This window comes from Bradyrhizobium sp. S3.2.6 (assembly GCF_040546885.1).
Lineage (GTDB): Bacteria > Pseudomonadota > Alphaproteobacteria > Rhizobiales > Xanthobacteraceae > Bradyrhizobium > Bradyrhizobium cytisi.
This window is the reverse complement of record NZ_JBEPOS010000001.1, coordinates 515611-534717: the sequence shown is the minus strand read 5'-3', so window position 1 is coordinate 534717 and position 19107 is coordinate 515611. Positions and strand designations below refer to the sequence as shown.

Here is a 19107-nt window from a genome sequence, read left to right as displayed (position 1 = left end):
ACAGGTGTCATGCGCCGGCTTGACCGGGGCATCCAGTATGCCGCGGCTTCTCCGTATCCCACCAACGTCTCTGGAATACTGGGTCGCCCGGTCAAGCCGGGCGACGACAGCGAATCAGTAGCGCGAGCCTCTACAACAACTCCTCGCACCCCAGATCCTCGACCGCCATCATCACCCGCTCCAGATTGTTCCACCAGATCACCGGCGGGATGTTGATGGCCCATTGCCAGACCGGCTTGGTGATGTGCCAGAGCACCGACAGGCGGTAGTCACGATCGAGCGTGCCGCGCGTGTACCCCGTGATGCCGCTTGTGAGCAACGTCTCATGATACAGATTGAGCAGTGAGCGTTCGAGCGCCTGCCGGCGTTCCGGATACCAATGAACCGCCATCATGTAAGCGAGGTCGTTGGTCGGTACGTTGATCCCCCACAGGTCGAAATCGAAGATGCGCACGGTATCGGCAACGCCAGTGCGCGGCAGGAAAAAATTCCAGGTGTGGGCATCGCCATGGGTGATGCTGAGATGACGGCGTGAATGGTAGCGCTCGGATAGCCGGGCCGACTGGTCGATCAGGCGGCGATAGAGAATACGCCGTTCTTCACTAAGGCGATCGCCAAGCAGATCGGCGAAACGGTCGTAATGGCCGGCAAAAGTCTCGATGTGGTGTGCGGTGTCTTCAGTGCTCGCCCAGGTGCCGACGGTGTCACCAAGGCTCGGATGGTCCCACCAGGCCGCATGCCAACGCGCGAGCGTGGAAACGATCGCGAATGTTTGCTCACGCGACGGCGGCAACGGCCATTGGGTTGCGATCTCATGGCTATCGGCGAGATCTTCGAGCAGGAGATGCCAGGTCTGGCCCTCCTCGTCGAAACGTCTGTCGAAACAGCGCGGCACCAACCCCGGCGGCGTGCTCGGTGCCAGCATCGTATAGAAGGCCACCTCGTGCCGACCGCCATCGGCGAGCGTCTTGGCAAAATCGGCATGCGACGTCTTGAGGATCAGTGATTGCGGTGCACCGGCTGATTCGCCGACATAGCGCAGGCCGAGCCGGGCGATGTGCGACACGACGGTGTCGCGCTCATGCAGCACCTTCACCTCGCGCACGGCGCCGGCGTCCAGCGCGCCGGCCTTGCGCAGTGCAGCCGTCAGGTAGCTGGGCTCAGCGACCGCCGGCAGTTGCGTGGATGTCATGAAGCGCCCCCCGGTGCATGCAGCCATACTGCATGATCACTCGGGGAAGCGCCAGCCGCATCGGCCGCCTGACGCGACGGCCCGGCCTCACACGTCGAAGAACACCGTCTCGTTGTCGCCCTGCAGGCGCAGGTCGAGGCGATAGACCGGCTTGCCGGCCTCGCGCACCGCGATCAGCGTGACGCGGCGGTCGGCCGGTACCAATCCCAGCACGGGATCGGCGGCGTTGCCGGCCTCGTCGCTGAAATAGATGCGGGTATAGAGATGCCGCAGCATGCCGCGCGCGAACACCGCCAGGACGATGTGCGGCGCCTGCGGCTTGCCGTCGGGATCGGGCACGACGCCCGGCTTGATGGTGTCGAAGGAGTAATTGCCGTCCTTGTCGGTGCCGCAGCGGGCGAAGCCGCGAAAGCTGGCGTTCGGCAATGCGCGCTTGTCCTGCGGATCGGCAAAGCGGCCCTGTGCATCGGCCTGCCAGATCTCCAGCATGGCATCCGGCACGACGACGCCGTCGCCGTCAAACACCCGGCCCTCGATGCGGACACGGTCACCGGTGACATCGGGCGTCAGCGTCGAATTGGTGAACGCGTCGTTCCAGGCGTAGTCGCCGGTCGGCGTCAGGCCGTATTTGAAGAACGGGCCGACCGTTTGCGATGGCGTGATCCCATTGGGCTTCGCAGAATCCTGCACGTTAGTGGTTCTCCATGGGGGTGGCATCCTTGCCGCGCAGCACGATGTCGAAGCGATAGCACAGCGCCCATTCCGGCTTGGTATTCTCCAGGTCGAACGAGGAGACCATGCGCATCCGCGCCTTCTCGTCCGGCACCGCGTTGAAGATCGGATCGAACGGGAACAGCGGGTCGCCCGGGAAATACATCTGCGTCACCAGGCGGGTGACGAAGGAATGGCCGAACACCGACAGATGGATATGGGCGGGACGCCAAGCGTTGTGGTGATTGCCCCAGGGATAGGCGCCCGGCTTGATGCTCACGAAGCGGTAATAGCCGGCGGCATCGCTCACGGTGCGGCCCGCGCCGGTGAAGTTGGGATCGAGCGGCGCAGGATGCTGATCGCGGACATGGACGTAGCGGCCGCAGGCATTGGCCTGCCAGATCTCGACCAGCGAGTTCGGGACGCCGCGACCGTCCTCGTCGCGGACATGGCCGTGCACGATGATGCGCTCGCCGAGCGGCTCGCCCTTGTGCTGGGTGGTGAGGTCGTTGTCGCCGTCGCGCACTGTCTCGTGGCCGTAGACCGGGCCGGTCAGTTCCGACAGCGTGTGGCGCATCGGGATCAAGGGCTTGCTCGGCGCGCGCTTGATCGAGCTCTTGTATTCGGGCGACAGCGGCAGCGGATGCGCCTTGTTGCTGTCAGTGGGATAGATGAATGTCATTGGCTAACTCCTCCCCGGCCATTTTGGTCCAGCCGGTCAACATTTGCGCCAATCATTATAGAATATAACTAATCTAGGGAAGCGGGTTTAGCGGGTCTCCTGCAGCGAGCACTACTTGATCGGCGCACGCGGCAGCACGGCCTCCCCGGCCTCAAGCCGGTAGGTGTGGTCGAGCGAATACCATGGTGTCGAAACGTCACGCGCGGCCGGATGCGGCGTGTCGTGGCGCACGAACTTGCCGATCAGCGCTTGTGTCACGCCGAACTGCACGTCGCTGTCGATATGGGGGTCGTTGGGATCGTAGACCTGCGAGATCAGCACCTTGAATCCCGGCTTGAAGATCAGGGCGTGCAGATGCGCGGGGCGATAGGGGTGGCGGCTTTGCTCCTTCAGCAGGCGGCCGACGACACCGTCGGTCGGGATGGGATAGCCGACCATCATCACCGAGCGAAAGGCGAAGCGCCCGTCGGCATCGGTCGTGAACTTGCCGCGCAGATTCATGTCGGCCTGCTCGGGATCCTGGTTCTCATAGAGCCCGACCGGCGAGGCGTGCCAGACATCGACCTCCGCGCCGGCGACGGGGCGGCCGTCCTTGTCGACGACACGGCCGTTGACGAACAACGGCGCACCAGGCGTTTCGGAGCGGACGATCGATCCGCCATTCTCCACCCGCGGCGAGTTCAGCCGCCAGAAAGGTCCGAGCAGCGACTGGTCGGTTTCGGTGTTGCCCTGATCGCCGTTGTTGAGCAGGCAGACCAGCGGCGAGACGCCGAGCGAGCCAGCCATCAGCACGACTTCGTTATGCGTGTCGGTGGTCAGCTTGCCGAGTTCGGCAATCACAGCGGTGGCGTCGCGGAATTCCTTCTCGGTCAGGCGAACGTCACGGACGAAGCCGTGCAGGTGCTTGACCAGCGAGACCATGATCTGCCGCATCCGCGGATCGGAGGTCCGTTCCATCACCGCCAGTGCGGCGGCCGTGACGTCCTGCTCGCGCTCGATGATCATGGCATGATCCTTTCACCTTGCGTCATGGCCGGGCTTGTCCCGGCCATCCACGACCTTCTTCCCGCGGCACCAAGAACGTGGATGCCCGGGACAAGCCCGGGCATGACGAGTCTGTGGCCCCGGCCCCGGGATGACGTCAGTTCAGCTTCTCGATCGCAACGGCAACACCCTGGCCGACGCCGACGCACATGGTGGCCAGCGCAAGCTTGCCGCCGCGCTTCTCCATGCCGTGGACGGCAGTGAGCGCGAGGCGCGCGCCGCTCATGCCCAGCGGATGGCCGAGCGCGATGGCGCCGCCATGCGGATTGACGAAATCGGCATCGTCGGCGACGCCGAGCTGGCGCATGCAGGCGATGCCCTGCGAGGCGAAAGCTTCGTTGAGCTCGATCAGGTCGAAGTCGGTGATCTTCTTGCCCAGACGCTCCATCAGCTTGCGGGTCGCGGGCACGGGGCCGATGCCCATGATGCGCGGCGGCACGCCGGCCGAGGCGAGGCCGAGAATGCGGGCGCGCGGCGTGAGGCCATGCTTCTTCACGGCAGCTTCCGAGGCCAGGATCAGCGCGGCCGCGCCGTCGTTGACGCCCGACGCATTGCCGGCCGTCACCGTGCCGGGATTGCGCACGATCGGCTTCAGCTTGGCGAGACCTTCCAGCGTGGTCTCGGGACGCGGATGCTCGTCCTTGTCGACGGTAACAGGCCCGGCCTTGCCGCCGGGAATGGTGATCGGGATGATCTCTTCGGCGAAATAGCCGGCTGCGATCGCCTGACCGGCGCGCTGCTGCGAGCGGATGGCGAAGGCATCCTGGTCGGCGCGCGAGACCTGGAATTCCTCGGCGACGTTCTCGCCGGTCTCCGGCATCGCATCGACGCCATACTGCGCCTTGAGCAGCGGATTGATGAAGCGCCAGCCGATCGTGGTGTCGAATATCTCGGCCGAGCGCGAGAAGGCTTCCTGCGCCTTGCCCATCACGAACGGCGCGCGGGTCATGGATTCCACGCCGCCGGCGATCGCAAGCTCGATCTCGCCGGAGCGAATGGCGCGGCCCGCCGCACCGACAGCATCGAGGCCGGAGGCGCAAAGCCGGTTCAGGGTCTGGCCGGGAACCGAGTCCGGGAGCCCCGCGAGCAACAAGGCCATGCGCGCGACGTTGCGGTTGTCCTCGCCGGCCTGGTTGGCGCAGCCGAAGAAGACTTCGTCGACCTGCGCCCAATCGAGATTGGGGTGCTTGGCCATCAGCGCCTTGATCGGGGCCGCCGCGAGGTCGTCGGCGCGCACCTTGGCAAGCGCGCCGCCGAAACGGCCGATCGGGGTCCGCACGGCATCGCAGATAAAGACGTCACGCATCGTTGTTCTCCCTGAATGCCGCGGTTCGGCCAGAATTCTTCAATGACGGCGGAGTTTTAGGAGGGCGCCCGCGGCAGGTCAATTGACGGTTTCGCGTGCGATTTGCAGGGGCCTGCCACCCGCCACGCATGCCGCAGTGCGGACAACGTGGAAAACCTCACCTGTCCGGCCAAACCGGTAGGATGCTCGGGTGAAATTTTGTAGGTTGCACCGCTCATGACGATGCAACAGCCCATCCCCGCGCCAGAACCTGAATTCACGCCCGCGCCGCAGGCGGACGCCGCCGCGCGCGTCACGCCGATGATGGAACAGTACCTGGAGATCAAGGCGGCGCATCAGGGCCTGCTGCTGTTCTACCGGATGGGCGATTTCTACGAGCTGTTCTTCGAGGACGCCGAGATCGCCTCGAAGACGCTCGGCATCGTGCTGACCAAGCGTGGCAAGCATCAGGGCAACGACATCCCGATGTGCGGCGTGCCAGTCGAGCGCTCCGAGGATTATCTGCATCGCCTGATCAGCGCCGGCCACCGGGTTGCCGTGTGCGAGCAGACCGAGGATCCCGCCGCTGCGAAAGCGCGCGGCAACAAGAGCGTCGTGCGCCGCGGCGTTGTCCGGCTGGTCACGCCGGGCACGCTGACCGAGGACACGCTGCTCGATGCGCGCGCCAACAGCTATCTGCTCGCGATAGCGCGAGCACGCTCGTCGGCCGGCGGCGACCGCTTTGGCCTCGCCTGGATCGATATCTCGACCGCCGAATTCACTGTCACGGAATGCTCTAGCGGGGAGCTCGCCGCGACGCTGGCGCGCATCAACCCGAACGAGGCCATCGTCACCGACGCGCTCTATAGCGACAACGAGCTCGGCCAAACCTTGCGCGAGCTGCCGGCGCTAACGCCGGTGACCCGCGACGTCTTCGATGGCGCCACCGCGGAGAAGCGGCTGTGCGATTATTTTGCCGTCGCGACCATGGACGGGCTGGCGCAACTGACGCGGCTGGAGGCCACGGCTGCTGCCGCCGCCGTCACCTATGTCGATCGCACCCAGGTCGGCAAGCACCCGCCGCTGTCGCCGCCCGCACGCGAAGCCTCGGGCGCGACCATGGCGATCGATCCGGCGACGCGCGCCAATCTCGAACTGACGCGAACGCTCGCGGGCGAACGCCGCGGCTCGCTGCTCGATGCGATCGACTGCACGGTGACCTCGGCCGGCTCGCGCCTGCTGGCGCAGCGGCTCGCAGCACCCTTGACCGATGCGGCGGCGATCGCGCGGCGGCTCGATGCCGTCAGCGCCTTCGTCGCGGATTCGGCCACGCGCGAGGACATCCGCAGCATCTTGCGCGGCGCGCCCGACATGTCGCGCGCGCTCGCCCGTCTCTCGGTCGGCCGCGGCGGGCCGCGCGACCTTGCTGGCTTACGCGACGGCATCATCACCGCCGACCAGGTTCTGGCGCGGCTTTCCGAGCTCGACCAGCCGCCGCAGGAGATCGCCGCCGTGATGGCGGCGCTGAGGCGGCCCTCGCGCGAGCTCGCGGCCGAATTTGCCCGTGCGCTCGACGAGCAGCTGCCGCTGATCAAGCGCGATGGCGGCTTCGTTCGTGCCGGTTACGAGCCGGCCCTTGATGAAGCGCGCAACCTGCGCGACGCCTCCCGCCTCGTGGTCGCCGCGATGCAGGCCCGCTACGCCGACAACACAGGTGTCAAGGGCCTCAAGATCCGCCACAACAACGTGCTCGGCTATTTCGTCGAGGTCACCGCGCAGCACGGCGACAAGCTGATGTCGGCGCCACTGAACGCGACCTTCATCCATCGCCAGACGCTGGCGGGCCAGGTGCGCTTCACGACGTCCGAGCTTGGCGAGATCGAAGCCAAGATCGCCAATGCCGGTGACCGCGCGCTCGGGCTCGAGCTCGAAATCTTCGAGCGGCTCTGCGCGAGGGCGATCGAGATCAGCGACGATCTGCGCGCTGCGGCGCAAGGCTTTGCGCTGCTCGACGTTGCGACGTCGCTGGCCAAGCTCGCGGTGGATGAAAACTATGTGCGGCCCGAGGTCGATGGCTCGCTCGGCTTCGCCATCGAGGCCGGCCGCCATCCCGTGGTCGAGCAGGCCTTGAAGCGCAATGGCGAGCCGTTCATCGCCAATGCCTGCGACCTCTCGCCTGGCCCAGCGCAAAAATCCGGCCAGCTCTGGTTGCTCACCGGTCCGAACATGGCGGGTAAATCGACCTTCCTGCGCCAGAACGCATTGATTGCGCTGCTGGCGCAGATCGGCAGCTTCGTGCCGGCCGCACGCGCGCGGATCGGCATCATCGACCGGCTGTTCTCGCGCGTCGGCGCCGCCGACGATCTCGCGCGGGGCCGCTCCACCTTCATGGTGGAGATGGTCGAGACGGCTGCGATCCTCAACCAGGCCGGCGAGCGCGCTCTGGTGATCCTCGACGAGATCGGCCGCGGCACCGCCACCTTCGACGGCCTCTCCATTGCCTGGGCCGCGATCGAGCATCTGCACGAAAGCAACCGCTGCCGCACGCTGTTCGCGACGCACTATCACGAGCTGACCGCGCTCTCGGCCAAGCTGCCGCGCATGTTCAATGCGACGGTGCGGGTGAAGGAGTGGCAGGGCAATGTCGTGTTCCTGCACGAGGTGCTGCCGGGCTCGGCCGACCGCTCCTACGGCATCCAGGTCGCCAAGCTCGCAGGCCTCCCGCCGGCCGTAATCACGCGCGCGAAATCCGTGCTGGCGAAGTTAGAGGCGCAAGACCGCGGCCAAACGGCTCGCGCCCTCGCCGACGATCTGCCGCTGTTCGCGGTGCCCTCGCGCGCCGCCGCGGAAGCCGCGCCGCCGACCGAGGCCGAGCTATTGATGGACGCTGTCAAGGTGCTGCACCCCGACGAGATGTCCCCGCGCGAGGCGCTGGATGCGCTGTATGCGCTGAAGGCCAAGCTGCCTAAGCAATGAAAGGTCTCGTAGGGTGGGCAAAGCGCAGCGTGCCCACCATGCAGCGACGAATTCGTGGAGGGATGGTGGGCACGGCGCGCAAAAAAAGCGCGCCTTTGCCCACCCTACGAGACCGCCGCCGCCAGCCGCTTCCGTCGCCCAATTCCCCACAGCGTCAGATTCCATACGATGCAGGTGGCGAGCCCCAAGCTGAGGCCCATCGCCGAGCCGAAATTGGCGGCACCGACATGCAGCACCGCAATCGCCATGCCGAACCCGAGCAGACCCCAGGCGGAGTTGGCGAGCACGGCGGCGGTCGGCGGACCGCCAATGCGCGGATGCAGGATCACCATCATGCTGGTGAAGACGATCGGATAGAGCGCGATGACGCCGGAGACGCGCGGGCCGACCCAGCCCGAGGTCGAGACCACGATCGCGACCAGCGTCGCCACCAACAAGGCGCGGAACGGAATGTCGTACCAGCGGCGCGTCACCAGCGGCATCTTCACGTGGCGGTACCGTGCAAGCAGCGGAATGCAGATGCCGAAGGCCACCAGGTTGACGGCGAGCCCGGCCGCGAGGGTCCAGTCGAACAGGCGAATGATCGAGGCGAGACCGATCCACACTGCGACCGCACACCCGACGCTCACGGCAAAGCTGTGCCGCTGGGCCAGCAGGACATAGGTCAACCCCAGGAAGATCGTCGCGGCGTTGACGGGAAGGCTCGACAACGCGCCCTGCGCGATGAAGGCGGCGTCGTGGTCGATCGCGAGGAAGACGTAGGACGGGCCCGCCGAGATCGGCAGCGTCGCCACCAGCGCACCAATCACCGGGCCGGAGCGCTCGGTGATGATCGATGCCGACACCACAAAGGCGGCCGCGACCGCCATGCGCAGGAGAAGAAAGAGGATGTAAGACAGTTCGGCAGGCATTTTTTTCTTCTTGCCCTCCCCGCAATGGGCCCGCAATGGGGAAGGTGGCAGCTACATCCGCTGCATCGACACCGAAACCTTCGGGCCGTTCTTGATGGTCTGATAGACCACGCAATAGCGCTCGGTGAGCTTGAGCAGGAGATCGAGCTTGTCCTGGGCTGCGTCGGTATCGACCTCGAAGCGCAGGCGGATCTCGGCGAAGCCGACCGGGGTCTCCTTGTCGACGCCGAGCGTGCCGCGAAAATCGAGATCGCCCTCGGCGTAGACGTTGCCGGTCTTGAGCGGCACCTCGATCGCGGTTGCGACCGACTTCAGCGTGACGCCGGCGCAGGCCACAAGCGCTTCCAGCAGCATGTCGCCGGAGCAGAGCTCGAGGCCCGAGCCGCCGGTGGCCGGATGCAGGCCAGCCATCGCGATGGCGCGGCCGGTCTCGACCTTGCAGGCGATGCCTTCGCTGTCGATCGAGCCCTTGGCCTTCAGCGTGATCATCGCAGTCGTGGGATCGGTCTTGTAGCGTTCCTTGATCGGGGCCTGCATCTGGCGCAGTTCTGCGGCGTCCATCTTGTTCTCTCCCGGAAAATTACCTCTCGATGTACCGGCTCAGAGAGAAAATGTCACCACCACATGGCCTGACCGGGACCCTGGGTTGCGTCACGGTCGGGCACGTTGCGGTCGAGCGAACGGTCGAGTGACGTCAGCACACTCCGCTTGAAATTCTCGAACAGCGGCGCATTGCGGTCGCGCGGCCGGCCCAGATTGATCTCGATCTGGTCGAACAGCCGGCCCGGCCGCGGTCGCATCACCAGGACGCGGTCGGCCAGCGCCACGGCCTCGTCGACGTCATGTGTGACGAGGATCAAGGTCGGGCGCGTGTCGGCCCAGAGGTCGAGCAGATGATCCTGCAGGTCGCGGCGGGTGAAGGCGTCGAGCGCGGAGAACGGCTCGTCGAGCAGGAGCACCTCGGGCTGCGGCACCAGCGCCCGCGCAATCGCGACGCGCTGCGCCTGGCCGCCGGAGAGCTCGCGCGGCCAGGCCTGTGCCTTGTCGGCGAGGCCGACGCGGGCGAGCGCGCGCGCCACCTTCTCGCGCCGCTCAGCGGCAGGCAGATCAGCGAGCCCAAAGCCGATATTGTCGGCGACGCTGAGCCAGGGCAGCAGCCGCGGCTCCTGGAAGATGATGCCGATCTTGGCGTGTGGCGCGGCGATCGCTTCGCTGTCGAGCGTCACCGTGCCGGAGCTGGCGCGGTCGAGGCCGGCGATGGCGCGGAGCAATGTTGATTTGCCGCAGCCGGAGCCGCCGATGATGGCGACGATCTCGCCCTGGCTGACCTCGGCCGAGAAACGCGCCAGCGCCTGCACGCCGTTGGGATAGGTCTTGCCGACCCGGTCGAGCGCCAGCATCGCTTAAGTTCCCGTGGTGCGCCCGAAGGCGTCCTGCCAGCGCAGGAAGGGGGCGGCCGCAACCTCGATCAACCAGTCGGTGAGCTTGCCGAGGATGGCGAAGATCACGATCGCGGCGAGGATCTGCGCGGGCTTACCGAGCTGCTGGCCGTCGAGCAGGAGGTAGCCGAGGCCTTCGGACGCGCCGATCAACTCGGCCGCCACCACGAACATCCAGCCCAGACCAAGGCCGACGCGCAAAGACACGACATAGGCCGGCAGCACCGCCGGCAGCAAGATGCGGCGGATCATGGCAAACCCGGAGAGACGGAAGGTGCGACCGACCTCGACGATCTTGCGATCGACGATGAGGATCGCGCCCATCACGCCGAGATAGACCGGGAAGAACACGCCGACCGCGATCAGCACGATCTTGGACGTCTCGAAAATGCCGAGCCAGAGGATGAACAGCGGCACCCAGGCCAGCGAGGGAATTGCGCGCAGCGCCTGCACGGTCGGATCGAGCAGCCGCCGCGCCAGCGACCAATAGCCGGAGACGGCGCCGAGCAGCGTGCCGGCGATGACGCCGAAGGCGAAGCCGAGGCCGACGCGCCACAGCGTCGCGGCGATGTGGCGGATCAGCTCGCCGGAGCGGGCGAGTTCGGCGATGGTGGCGAAGACGCGCGAGGGCGGCGGCACCAGCCTTCCATTGGAGCAGCCGAGCCAGACCACGAGTTCCCAGCCGAGCGCGAGGATCAACGGCAAGAGCAGCCCCAGCATCGGCCGCGCATAACGCGACAACCGCGAGGGCGCGGCGGCGCCGTCGGCCGGTTCCGAGGCTTGATGCAAAACTGGCGCGTCGGAGATCATGGCCGGTAGGAAGCGCGTCCTCTGCCGGAATGCAAGGGCGCGCAGCATTCACCTGCGTCAATTCGTCGGCAGCGGGACCTGGTCGTCGATCAGGGCATCCAACGTCGTCTTCACATCGACCTTGGCGTCGACGACGCCGGCCTGTTGCAGGGCAAGGCCTGCGGCAAGGATCGACTCGCGCTGGGCTGCGCCGATGCGGCTGTGGGTGAGCTCGGTGCGCTCCTTGAGCTGCTTGTCCACGACGGCGTCGGGAAGCTTTGTGACGGCGATGAACGTCTTCTTCAGCTCGTCGTAATTCGCCAGCGAATATTTCCGCGCCTCCTCGTAGACCGCGAGCACGCGGCGGGCAGCATCCGGATAGTCCTTCAAGAACTGCTCGCGCACATTGAGGATGCCCCAGGTGTTGGCGTCCGCCTTGCGATAGAACAGCTTTGCGCCCTCCTCGACCTCGGCCTGCGCCATCATCGGATCGAGACCGGCCCAGGCATCGACGTCGCCGCGGATCAGCGCGGTCTTGCCGTCGGCGTGCTGCAGCAGCACCGGGGTGATGTCCTTTTCGGTGAGACCCGCGCCGAGCAGCGCGCGCACCAGGAAGATGTGCGGATCGGTGCCGCGCGTCACCGCGACGCGCTTGCCCTTGAGGTCAGCCACGTCAGTGATCTTGGAATCCTTGCCCGTGACCAGCGCGGTCCACTCGGGGCGCGAATAGACATAGATCGATTTGATCGGGTTGCCGTTGATGCGCGCGACCAGCGCTGCCGAACCCGCGGTCGAGCCGAAATCGATCGAGCCGGCATTGAGGAATTCGAGCGCCTTGTTGGAGCCGGCCGACTGCACCCAGGTGATGGTGATGCCGTCCTTGGCGAATTCCTTCTCCAGCAGTCCCTTCTGCTTCAGGACCATCGATACCGGATTGTAGGTCGCCCAGTCGATGCGGATTTCCTTGAGCGGATCCGCCGCCTTTGCCGTGGGGGTCACAGCGAGTGCCACGGCTCCCGCCAACAGAATGCGTCGTGAAATCCGGATCATGCCCAGCTCCTTGAAATTTCATTGTTTTTCAATGAGTTATATCTAGAGGTCAACCAGAAAATCCCACCTTGAAAGCGCAACGGCCGAGAACAGCTTTGCCCAAAGCGGCCGTTTTCCAGCATGGAACGACTATTGCCAGAGAATGGCGGGTGACAGCGCCTGTCACCTCTTATATCCGGTGAGACATGGACAGCGTTGCGACCGAGCACAGGCCACAGGTGGATGATCGCTTCGACACCGCGCGGATCACCGCCGCGGTCGATGCGCTTGCCGAAAAGCATCGAGGCCGTGAGGACACGTTCCGCACCGCGACCGCGCAACTGCTCAAGGCCGAGCTGCTCGCCGCGCGCGCCGCTGCGCAGGCAATCCTGCTGAAGGACCGCCACGGGCGCCGCTGCGCCGAGCGGCTGTGCCACGTGCAGGACGAGATCATCCGCATCCTCTATTCAGCCGCGACCCGTCATCTCTATCGCTCGCCGATCCCGAGCGGCGCGGAGCGCATGGCGGTGGTCGCGACCGGCGGCTACGGCCGCGGCCTGATGGCCCCCGAATCCGACATCGATCTCCTGTTTATCCTGCCCTACAAGCAGACGGCCTGGGGCGAGCAGGTCGCCGAAGCCATTCTTTATTGCCTCTGGGACATGGGGTTGAAGGTCGGCCACGCCACGCGCTCGGTCGATGAATCGATCCGGCAGGCGCGCGGCGACATGACCATCCGCACCGCGATCCTGGAGACGCGCTTCCTCACCGGCGACCAGCCGCTCTATGACGAGCTCGTCGCACGCTTCGACAAGGAGGTGGTGCAGGGCACCGCGTCCGAATTCGTCACCGCGAAGCTCGCCGAGCGCGAGGAACGGCATCGCCGCGGCGGCCAGTCGCGCTATCTGGTCGAGCCCAACGTCAAGGACGGCAAGGGCGCGCTTCGCGACCTGCACACGCTGTTCTGGATCGCCAAATACGTCTATCGCGTCCGCGACACCGATGAGCTCGCCGAGCGCGGCGTGTTCGATGCGCAGGAATACCGCACCTTCCGGCGCTGCGCCGACTTCCTCTGGTCGGTGCGCTGCAATTTGCATTTCTACTCCGGCCGCGCCGAAGAGCGCCTCTCCTTCGATCTCCAGCGCGAGATCGCGGTCCGGCTCGGCTACACCTCGCATCCCGGCATGCAGGACGTCGAGCGCTTCATGAAGCACTACTTCCTGGTCGCCAAGGAAGTCGGCAACCTCACCGCCATCCTCTGTGCCAAGCTCGAGGACCAGCAGGCCAAGCCCGCACCGGTGCTGAGCCGGATGATGGCGCGGCTGCGCCCCACGCCTGTGAAGCGGCGTGTGCCTGACAGCGATGACTTCATCGTCGACAACAACCGCATCAACGTCGCCGCGCCCGACGTCTTCAAGCACGATCCGGTCAATCTGATCCGCATCTTCCGCCTGGCGCAGAAGAACAACCTCGCCTTCCACCCGGACGCGATGCGCGACGTGACGCGCTCACTCGGCCTGATCAACGCGCAGATGCGCGAGAACCCCGAGGCCAACCGGCTGTTCATGGAGATCCTGACCTCCGACAACGCCGAGATCGTGCTGCGGCGGATGAACGAGACCGGCGTGCTCGGCCACTTCATCCGCGCCTTCGGCAAGATCGTCTCGATGATGCAGTTCAACATGTACCATCACTACACCGTCGACGAACATCTGATCCGCTGCGTCGGATTCCTCCAGGACATCGAGCGCGGCGGCGCCGAGGAATTTACGCTCGCCAGCGACCTGATGCGCAAAATTCGCCCCGAGCACCGTTCGGTGATCTACATTACGACGCTGCTGCACGACATCGCCAAGGGACGGCCCGAGGATCATTCGATTGCCGGCGCCAAGGTTGCGCGCCGGCTCTGCCCGCGGCTCGGCTTCAGCGCGGCCGACACCGAGCTCGTGGCCTGGCTGATCGAGGAGCATCTCACGATGTCCACGGTCGCGCAGTCGCGCGATCTTTCCGACCGCAAGACCATCGAGAATTTCGCCGCCGTGGTGCAGTCGGTCGAGCAGATGAAGCTGCTCACGATCCTGACCACCGCCGACATCCGCGGCGTCGGTCCGGGCGTTTGGAACGGCTGGAAGGCGCAGCTGCTGCGCTCGCTTTATTACGAGACCGAACCGGTGCTGACCGGCGGCTTCTCGGAGGTCGATCGCGGCAAGCGCCTCACCGCCGCCTACGCCGAATTCCGGCACGCCTTCGCCGAATGGCCGGCCGACGAGCTCGATGCCTATGTCGGCCGCCACTATCCGGCCTATTGGCTCAAGGTCGAGCTGCCGCGCAAGATTCGTCACGCCCGCTTTGTGCGGTCGAGCGAACAGGCCGGCCACAAGCTCGCGATCAATGTCGGCTTCGACGAGGTGCGCGGCGTCACCGAGCTCACCATCTTCGCCGCCGACCATCCCTGGCTGCTGTCGATCATTGCCGGCGCCTGCGCTTCGGCCGGTGCCAACATCGTCGACGCCCAGATCTACACCACGACCGACGGCCGCGCGCTGGACACGATCTCGATCTCCCGGGAATACGACCGTGACGAGGACGAGGGCCGGCGCGCCACGCGCATCGGCGAGATGATCGAGGACGTGCTGGAAGGCAAGCTGCGCCTACCCGAAGTCGTGGCGCGGCGCACCGTGCGCAGCAAGGCGCGGCCTTTCGTGATCGAGCCGGAAGTGACGATCAACAACCAGTGGTCCGACCGCTACACCGTGATCGAGGTATCCGGCCTCGACCGCCCCGGCCTGCTCTACGAGCTGACCACCGCGATCTCGAAGCTCAACCTCAACATCGCCTCGGCGCATGTCGCGACCTTCGGCGAGCGCGCCCGCGACGTGTTCTACGTCACCGACCTGCTCGGCGCGCAGATCAACGCCCCGACCCGCCAGGCCGCGATCAAGAGCGCGCTGACCCACGTGATGGCCGGCGACAAGGCGGTTCTGCCGGCGGCATAATTCGTCATTCCGGGGCGCCGCGCAGCGGCCAGCCCGGAATCCATTCGTCGACACCGTCGGTGCGGCCCGATGGATTCCGGGTTCACGCTTCGCGCGCCCCGGAATGACGGTGGGGAGAGACCTAAACCTCCACGCCCTCATGCCTGAGCAGCCAGCGCTTGCGCTCGAGGCCGCCGCCGTATTTCACCAGCGAACCATCGGCGCCGATCAGGCGGTGGCAGGGCAGCACCACGCTGATCGGGTTGGAGCCGTTGGCGTGACCGACGGCGCGAATGGCCTTGGGCATCTCGATCTTTGCCGCAAGCGCGCCATAGCTCATCGTGGTGCCGACCGGGATCTTGGCGAGTGCGGTCCAGACCTTTTGCTGAAACGGTGTGCCTGCGATGCGCCATGCGATCGACGACAGCTGCGCAAGATTACCCGCAAAGTAATCCGACAGCGCGGCCTTCATCGCCACCGGCGCGGAACGCTCGCGCAGATCTACCGCGCCGTAATGCAGCCGCAGCAGCTCGCGCATGCGGTGCCCGTAGTCGTCCCAGTCGAGCGCGCGCAACGCGCCGTCGGCATCGGTGACGAGCAACGCGATCCCGATTGGCGTCGCCAGCCGATCGAGGCCGAAGCGTTCAGGAGTCCTGGTTGATCGAGCGGCCATTGCGACACCGTTGCATCGAAACACACTTCGGACTTGCCATGCCGGCCATGCTAACGTCCACCCGAAAGCTGACGCTTTTGGGGGAGCTCAACTTGATCTGGATCGCCAATATCCTGGTGGCGCTGGTCGCCGCACTGCACGCCTACTTCCTGATCCTGGAGATGTTCCTGTGGGACAGGCCGCTTGGCTTGAAGACGTTTCGCAATACGCCTGAGAAGGCCGAGATCACGAAAGTGCTGGCCGCCAATCAGGGCCTCTATAACGGCTTCCTCACCGCCGGCCTGATCTGGGGTCTCGCCCACGGTAACCCGGCCTTCGCGTTCCAGATCAAGGTGTTCTTTCTGCTCTGCGTGATCGTGGCGGGCGCCTATGGTGCGGCGACCGTCAGCACGCGCATTCTGATCGTGCAGGCGCTGCCGGCGGCGATCGCACTGGCTGCATTGTTCTTAGCCTGAATTCCTGGCCTAGATCTTAGCCCGAGGCGCTACGGCGCAGCGCCGCGATCCTTGCGCGGCGCCTGCCCTTCCTCCACACTCTCCGGCAGCGATGGCGACCGTTGCAATCAACGGGAAAAGACTGTCGGCCGGAAAATTCCGTCAGGAGGAACAACCCAAAATGAGCAATCGCAGAGCCTTTATAGCTGCCACGGCGGCGCTCGCCTTCGCGTTCTCCGCCAGCCAAGCCTTCGTGAGCCAAGCCCTCGCCCAGAAGAAATACGACACCGGCGCGAGCGACACCGAGATCAAGATCGGCCAGACCGTGCCGTTCTCCGGCGCCTATTCCGTCTACGCCAATATCGGCAAGACGCAGGCCGCCTACTTCAAGATGATCAACGATCAGGGCGGCATCAACGGCCGCAAGATCAATCTGATCCAGTATGACGACGCCTATTCGCCGCCGAAGACGGTCGAGCAGGTGCGCAAGCTCGTCGAAGGAGACGAGGTGCTGTTCACCTTCCAGATTATCGGTACGGCCGCCAACGCCGCCGTGCAGAAGTATCTCAACGGCAAGAAGATCCCGCAGCTCCTCGCCTCGACTGGCGCAGCGCGGTTCAACGATCCGCAGAACTATCCCTGGACCATCGCCTACAATCCCAACTATCTGTCCGAGGGACGCATCTACGCAAAATACATTCTCAAGGAGCATCCGAACGCCAAGATCGGCGTGCTCTACCAGAACGACGATATGGGCCGCGACTATCTCGCCGGCCTGAAGAGCGGCCTTGGCGACAAGGCTGCCAGCATGATCGTCGGCGAGGTCTCCTACGAGGTCACCGATCCGACGGTGGACTCGCAGGTGGTGAAGCTGAAGTCGATGGGTGTCGACCTGTTCTATGATGCCTCGACGCCGAAATTCGCCGCACAGGCGATCAAGAAGCTGGCCGACCTCGGCTGGACGCCGGTGCATATCCTCGACATCAATGCCAGCCCGATCTCGGCGACGCTGAAGCCGGCCGGCCTCGACATCTCCAAGGGCATCATCTCGACCCAATACGGCAAGGAGCCGGGCGATCCGCAGTGGAAGGACGATCCGGGCGTGAAGGCCTTCTTCGCCTTCATGGACAAATATTTCCCCGAAGGCGACAAGCTCAACACCGTCAACACCTACGCCTATTCGGTGGCGGAGCTGCTGGTTCAGGTGCTGAAGCAATGCGGCGACGACCTGACGCGCGAGAATGTCATGAAGCAGGTCGCCAACATCAAGGACTTCACCCCGAGCTTCGCGCTGCCCGGCATCAAGATCAACACCGGGCCGAACGATTATCGCGTCAACAAGCAGATGCAAATGATGAAGTTCAACGGCGAGCGCTGGGAGCTGTTCGGCCCGATCATCGAGGACTCGGGCCCGGCGGGTTAGTTCGGGTCGTAGGTGGGTTAGCCGCAGCGGCTGCGCGAAGCGCGATCCGCTGGGTGTAACCCACCTCGTCTCTTTCCTACGTGTCGGCAGAAGTGGTGGGTTACGCTTCGCTAACTTACCCTACGAACGCCCACCTTGCGCGGCAACAGCGGCTCCTCCACACTCCCGCGCAGCGATGGCGCCGGACGCGCAGTGCGTCCGGCAGACCATCTGCAATAACAGACTGAGGAAATTGCGAATGAGGGATGGAATTTTGCATCTGGTCACGGCAACGGCCCTGACCATGGCGCTGTCGGTCTCTGCGGCCAATGCCCAGAAGAAATATGATCCGGGCGCCAGCGACACCGAAATCAAGGTCGGACAGACCATGCCGTTTTCGGGACCGGCGTCGGCCTATTCGTCGATCGGCAAGACCCAGGCCGCCTACTTCAAGATGATCAACGATCAGGGCGGCATCAACGGCCGCAAGATCAATTTGATCCAGTATGACGACGCCTATTCGCCACCGAAAGCTGTGGAGCAGATCCGCAAGCTGGTCGAAAGCGACGAGGTGCTGCTGACCTTCCAGATCATCGGCACGCCCGTGAACGCGGCCGTCCAGAAATATCTCAATTCCAAGAAAGTGCCGCAGCTGTTCGCGGCCACCGGCGCCTCGCGGTTCACCGACCCGAAGAACTTCCCGTGGACCATGGGATACAATCCAAACTACTTCGTCGAGGGCCGCATCTACGGCCAGTACATTTTGAAAGAGCATCCGAACGCGAAGATCGGCGTGCTCTATCAGAACGATGACCTCGGCAAGGACTATCTGAACGGCATCAAGGCCGGTCTCGGCGACAAGGCCGCCAGGATGATCGTGACGGAAGCGTCCTACGAGGTGTCCGATCCCACGGTCGACTCGCAGATCCTCAAGATCAAGGATGCCGGCGCAGACCTGTTCTTCAGCGCCACCACGCCGAAGCAGGCCGCGCAGGCGATCAAGAAGATCGCTGAGATGGGCTGGCATCCGGTCCAGATCGTCGACATCAACGCCACCTCGGTCGGCGCGGTGCTGAAGCCCGCAGGCCTCGATGCCGCCAAGGGCCTGATCAGCGTCAACTACGGCAAGGAGCCGCTGGATCCGACCTGGAAGGACGATGCCGGTCTGAAGAAGTATTTCGACTTCATGGCCAGGTACTATCCGGACGGCGACAAGGATTCGAACTTCAACACTTATGGTTATGGCACCGCCCAGCTCCTGGTCCATGTCCTGAAGCAGTGTGGCGACGACCTGACGCGCGAGAACGTCATGAAGCAGGCGGCTTCACTGAAGGACGTCACCAGCGACGTCGCGCTGCCCGGCATCAAGGCCAACACCTCGCCAACCGACTACCGCGTCAACAAGCAGCTTCAGATGATGAAGTTCAACGGCGAACGCTGGGAGCTGTTCGGCCCGATCCTGGAGGATGCGGGCGCAGCGGGTTAGGCGTTTCCGCTCGTCATTCCGGGATGGCGCGCGAGCGCCAGACCCGGAATCTCGAGATTCTCCGGTGCGGGAGCCCGCA

General features: G+C 64.9%; 16 protein-coding genes. 5 read left to right on the top strand and 11 right to left on the bottom strand.

The features are described from left to right. Positions 1-130: 130 nt before the first annotated feature. The 5 genes from ABID58_RS02520 to pcaF form a co-directional block, all read right to left on the bottom strand. On the bottom strand, positions 131-1192 hold the full coding sequence (locus tag ABID58_RS02520) for a phosphotransferase (protein WP_354031401.1): 1062 nt from the start codon (positions 1190-1192) through the stop codon (positions 131-133). Positions 1193-1279: 87 nt separating this feature from the next. Further along, positions 1280-1882, bottom strand: a complete 603-nt coding sequence (pcaG, locus tag ABID58_RS02515) for a protocatechuate 3,4-dioxygenase subunit alpha (RefSeq protein WP_354031400.1) — start codon at positions 1880-1882, stop codon at positions 1280-1282. Position 1883: 1 nt separating this feature from the next. Continuing rightward, entirely contained in the window at positions 1884-2585 is a 702-nt protein-coding gene (pcaH, locus tag ABID58_RS02510) for a protocatechuate 3,4-dioxygenase subunit beta (protein ID WP_354031399.1), read from the bottom strand. 111 nt (positions 2586-2696) lie between these two features. Next, the gene (locus ABID58_RS02505; RefSeq protein ID WP_354031398.1) at positions 2697-3590 is read right to left on the bottom strand and encodes a dioxygenase family protein; all 894 of its coding nucleotides are present in this window, start codon (positions 3588-3590) and stop codon (positions 2697-2699) included. Between the two features lie 136 nt (positions 3591-3726). Continuing rightward, positions 3727-4935: a 3-oxoadipyl-CoA thiolase gene (pcaF, locus tag ABID58_RS02500; RefSeq protein ID WP_148754316.1), complete on the bottom strand. Its 1209-nt coding sequence runs from the start codon at positions 4933-4935 to the stop codon at positions 3727-3729. A 216-nt stretch (positions 4936-5151) separates the two neighbouring features. Between pcaF and mutS the strand changes: the two genes are divergently transcribed. Next, the gene (mutS, locus tag ABID58_RS02495) at positions 5152-7890 is read left to right on the top strand and encodes a DNA mismatch repair protein MutS (RefSeq protein WP_354031397.1); all 2739 of its coding nucleotides are present in this window, start codon (positions 5152-5154) and stop codon (positions 7888-7890) included. A gap of 104 nt (positions 7891-7994) precedes the next feature. Here mutS and ABID58_RS02490 read toward each other — a convergent pair whose 3' ends face one another. From ABID58_RS02490 to ABID58_RS02470, 5 genes are read right to left on the bottom strand one after another with little or no spacing between them, the layout of a single operon-like run. Then, complete coding sequence (locus ABID58_RS02490) at positions 7995-8801, bottom strand: hypothetical protein (protein ID WP_354031396.1); 807 nt, start codon at positions 8799-8801, stop codon at positions 7995-7997. A gap of 51 nt (positions 8802-8852) precedes the next feature. Then, a complete protein-coding gene (locus ABID58_RS02485) occupies positions 8853-9362 on the bottom strand; it encodes an OsmC family protein (protein WP_354031395.1) in 510 nt (169 codons plus the stop codon). 53 nt (positions 9363-9415) lie between these two features. Next, positions 9416-10201: an ABC transporter ATP-binding protein gene (locus ABID58_RS02480; protein WP_354031394.1), complete on the bottom strand. Its 786-nt coding sequence runs from the start codon at positions 10199-10201 to the stop codon at positions 9416-9418. Between the two features lie 3 nt (positions 10202-10204). Further along, positions 10205-11050, bottom strand: a complete 846-nt coding sequence (locus tag ABID58_RS02475; RefSeq protein ID WP_354031671.1) for an ABC transporter permease — start codon at positions 11048-11050, stop codon at positions 10205-10207. Positions 11051-11107: 57 nt separating this feature from the next. Beyond that, complete coding sequence (locus ABID58_RS02470) at positions 11108-12079, bottom strand: aliphatic sulfonate ABC transporter substrate-binding protein (protein WP_354031393.1); 972 nt, start codon at positions 12077-12079, stop codon at positions 11108-11110. 185 nt (positions 12080-12264) lie between these two features. Here ABID58_RS02470 and ABID58_RS02465 point away from each other — a divergent pair, with 185 nt between their 5' ends. Beyond that, positions 12265-15054, top strand: coding sequence for a [protein-PII] uridylyltransferase (locus tag ABID58_RS02465; RefSeq protein WP_148754309.1), 2790 nt, complete (start codon positions 12265-12267; stop codon positions 15052-15054). A gap of 121 nt (positions 15055-15175) precedes the next feature. On the opposite strand, the gene ABID58_RS02460 is transcribed toward ABID58_RS02465, so the two are convergent. Continuing rightward, positions 15176-15706 carry a methylated-DNA--[protein]-cysteine S-methyltransferase gene (locus ABID58_RS02460; protein ID WP_354031392.1) on the bottom strand — a complete coding sequence of 177 codons (531 nt, stop codon included), beginning with the start codon at positions 15704-15706 and terminating at the stop codon, positions 15176-15178. Positions 15707-15753: 47 nt separating this feature from the next. Here ABID58_RS02460 and ABID58_RS02455 point away from each other — a divergent pair, with 47 nt between their 5' ends. The 3 genes from ABID58_RS02455 (at position 15754) to ABID58_RS02445 (ending at position 19028) form a co-directional block, all read left to right on the top strand. Then, entirely contained in the window at positions 15754-16161 is a 408-nt protein-coding gene (locus ABID58_RS02455) for a DUF1304 domain-containing protein (RefSeq protein WP_354031670.1), read from the top strand. Between the two features lie 160 nt (positions 16162-16321). Continuing rightward, complete coding sequence (locus tag ABID58_RS02450; protein WP_354031391.1) at positions 16322-17563, top strand: ABC transporter substrate-binding protein; 1242 nt, start codon at positions 16322-16324, stop codon at positions 17561-17563. 238 nt (positions 17564-17801) lie between these two features. Next, positions 17802-19028, top strand: coding sequence for an ABC transporter substrate-binding protein (locus ABID58_RS02445; RefSeq protein WP_354031390.1), 1227 nt, complete (start codon positions 17802-17804; stop codon positions 19026-19028). The last annotated feature ends 79 nt before the right edge of the window (positions 19029-19107 follow it).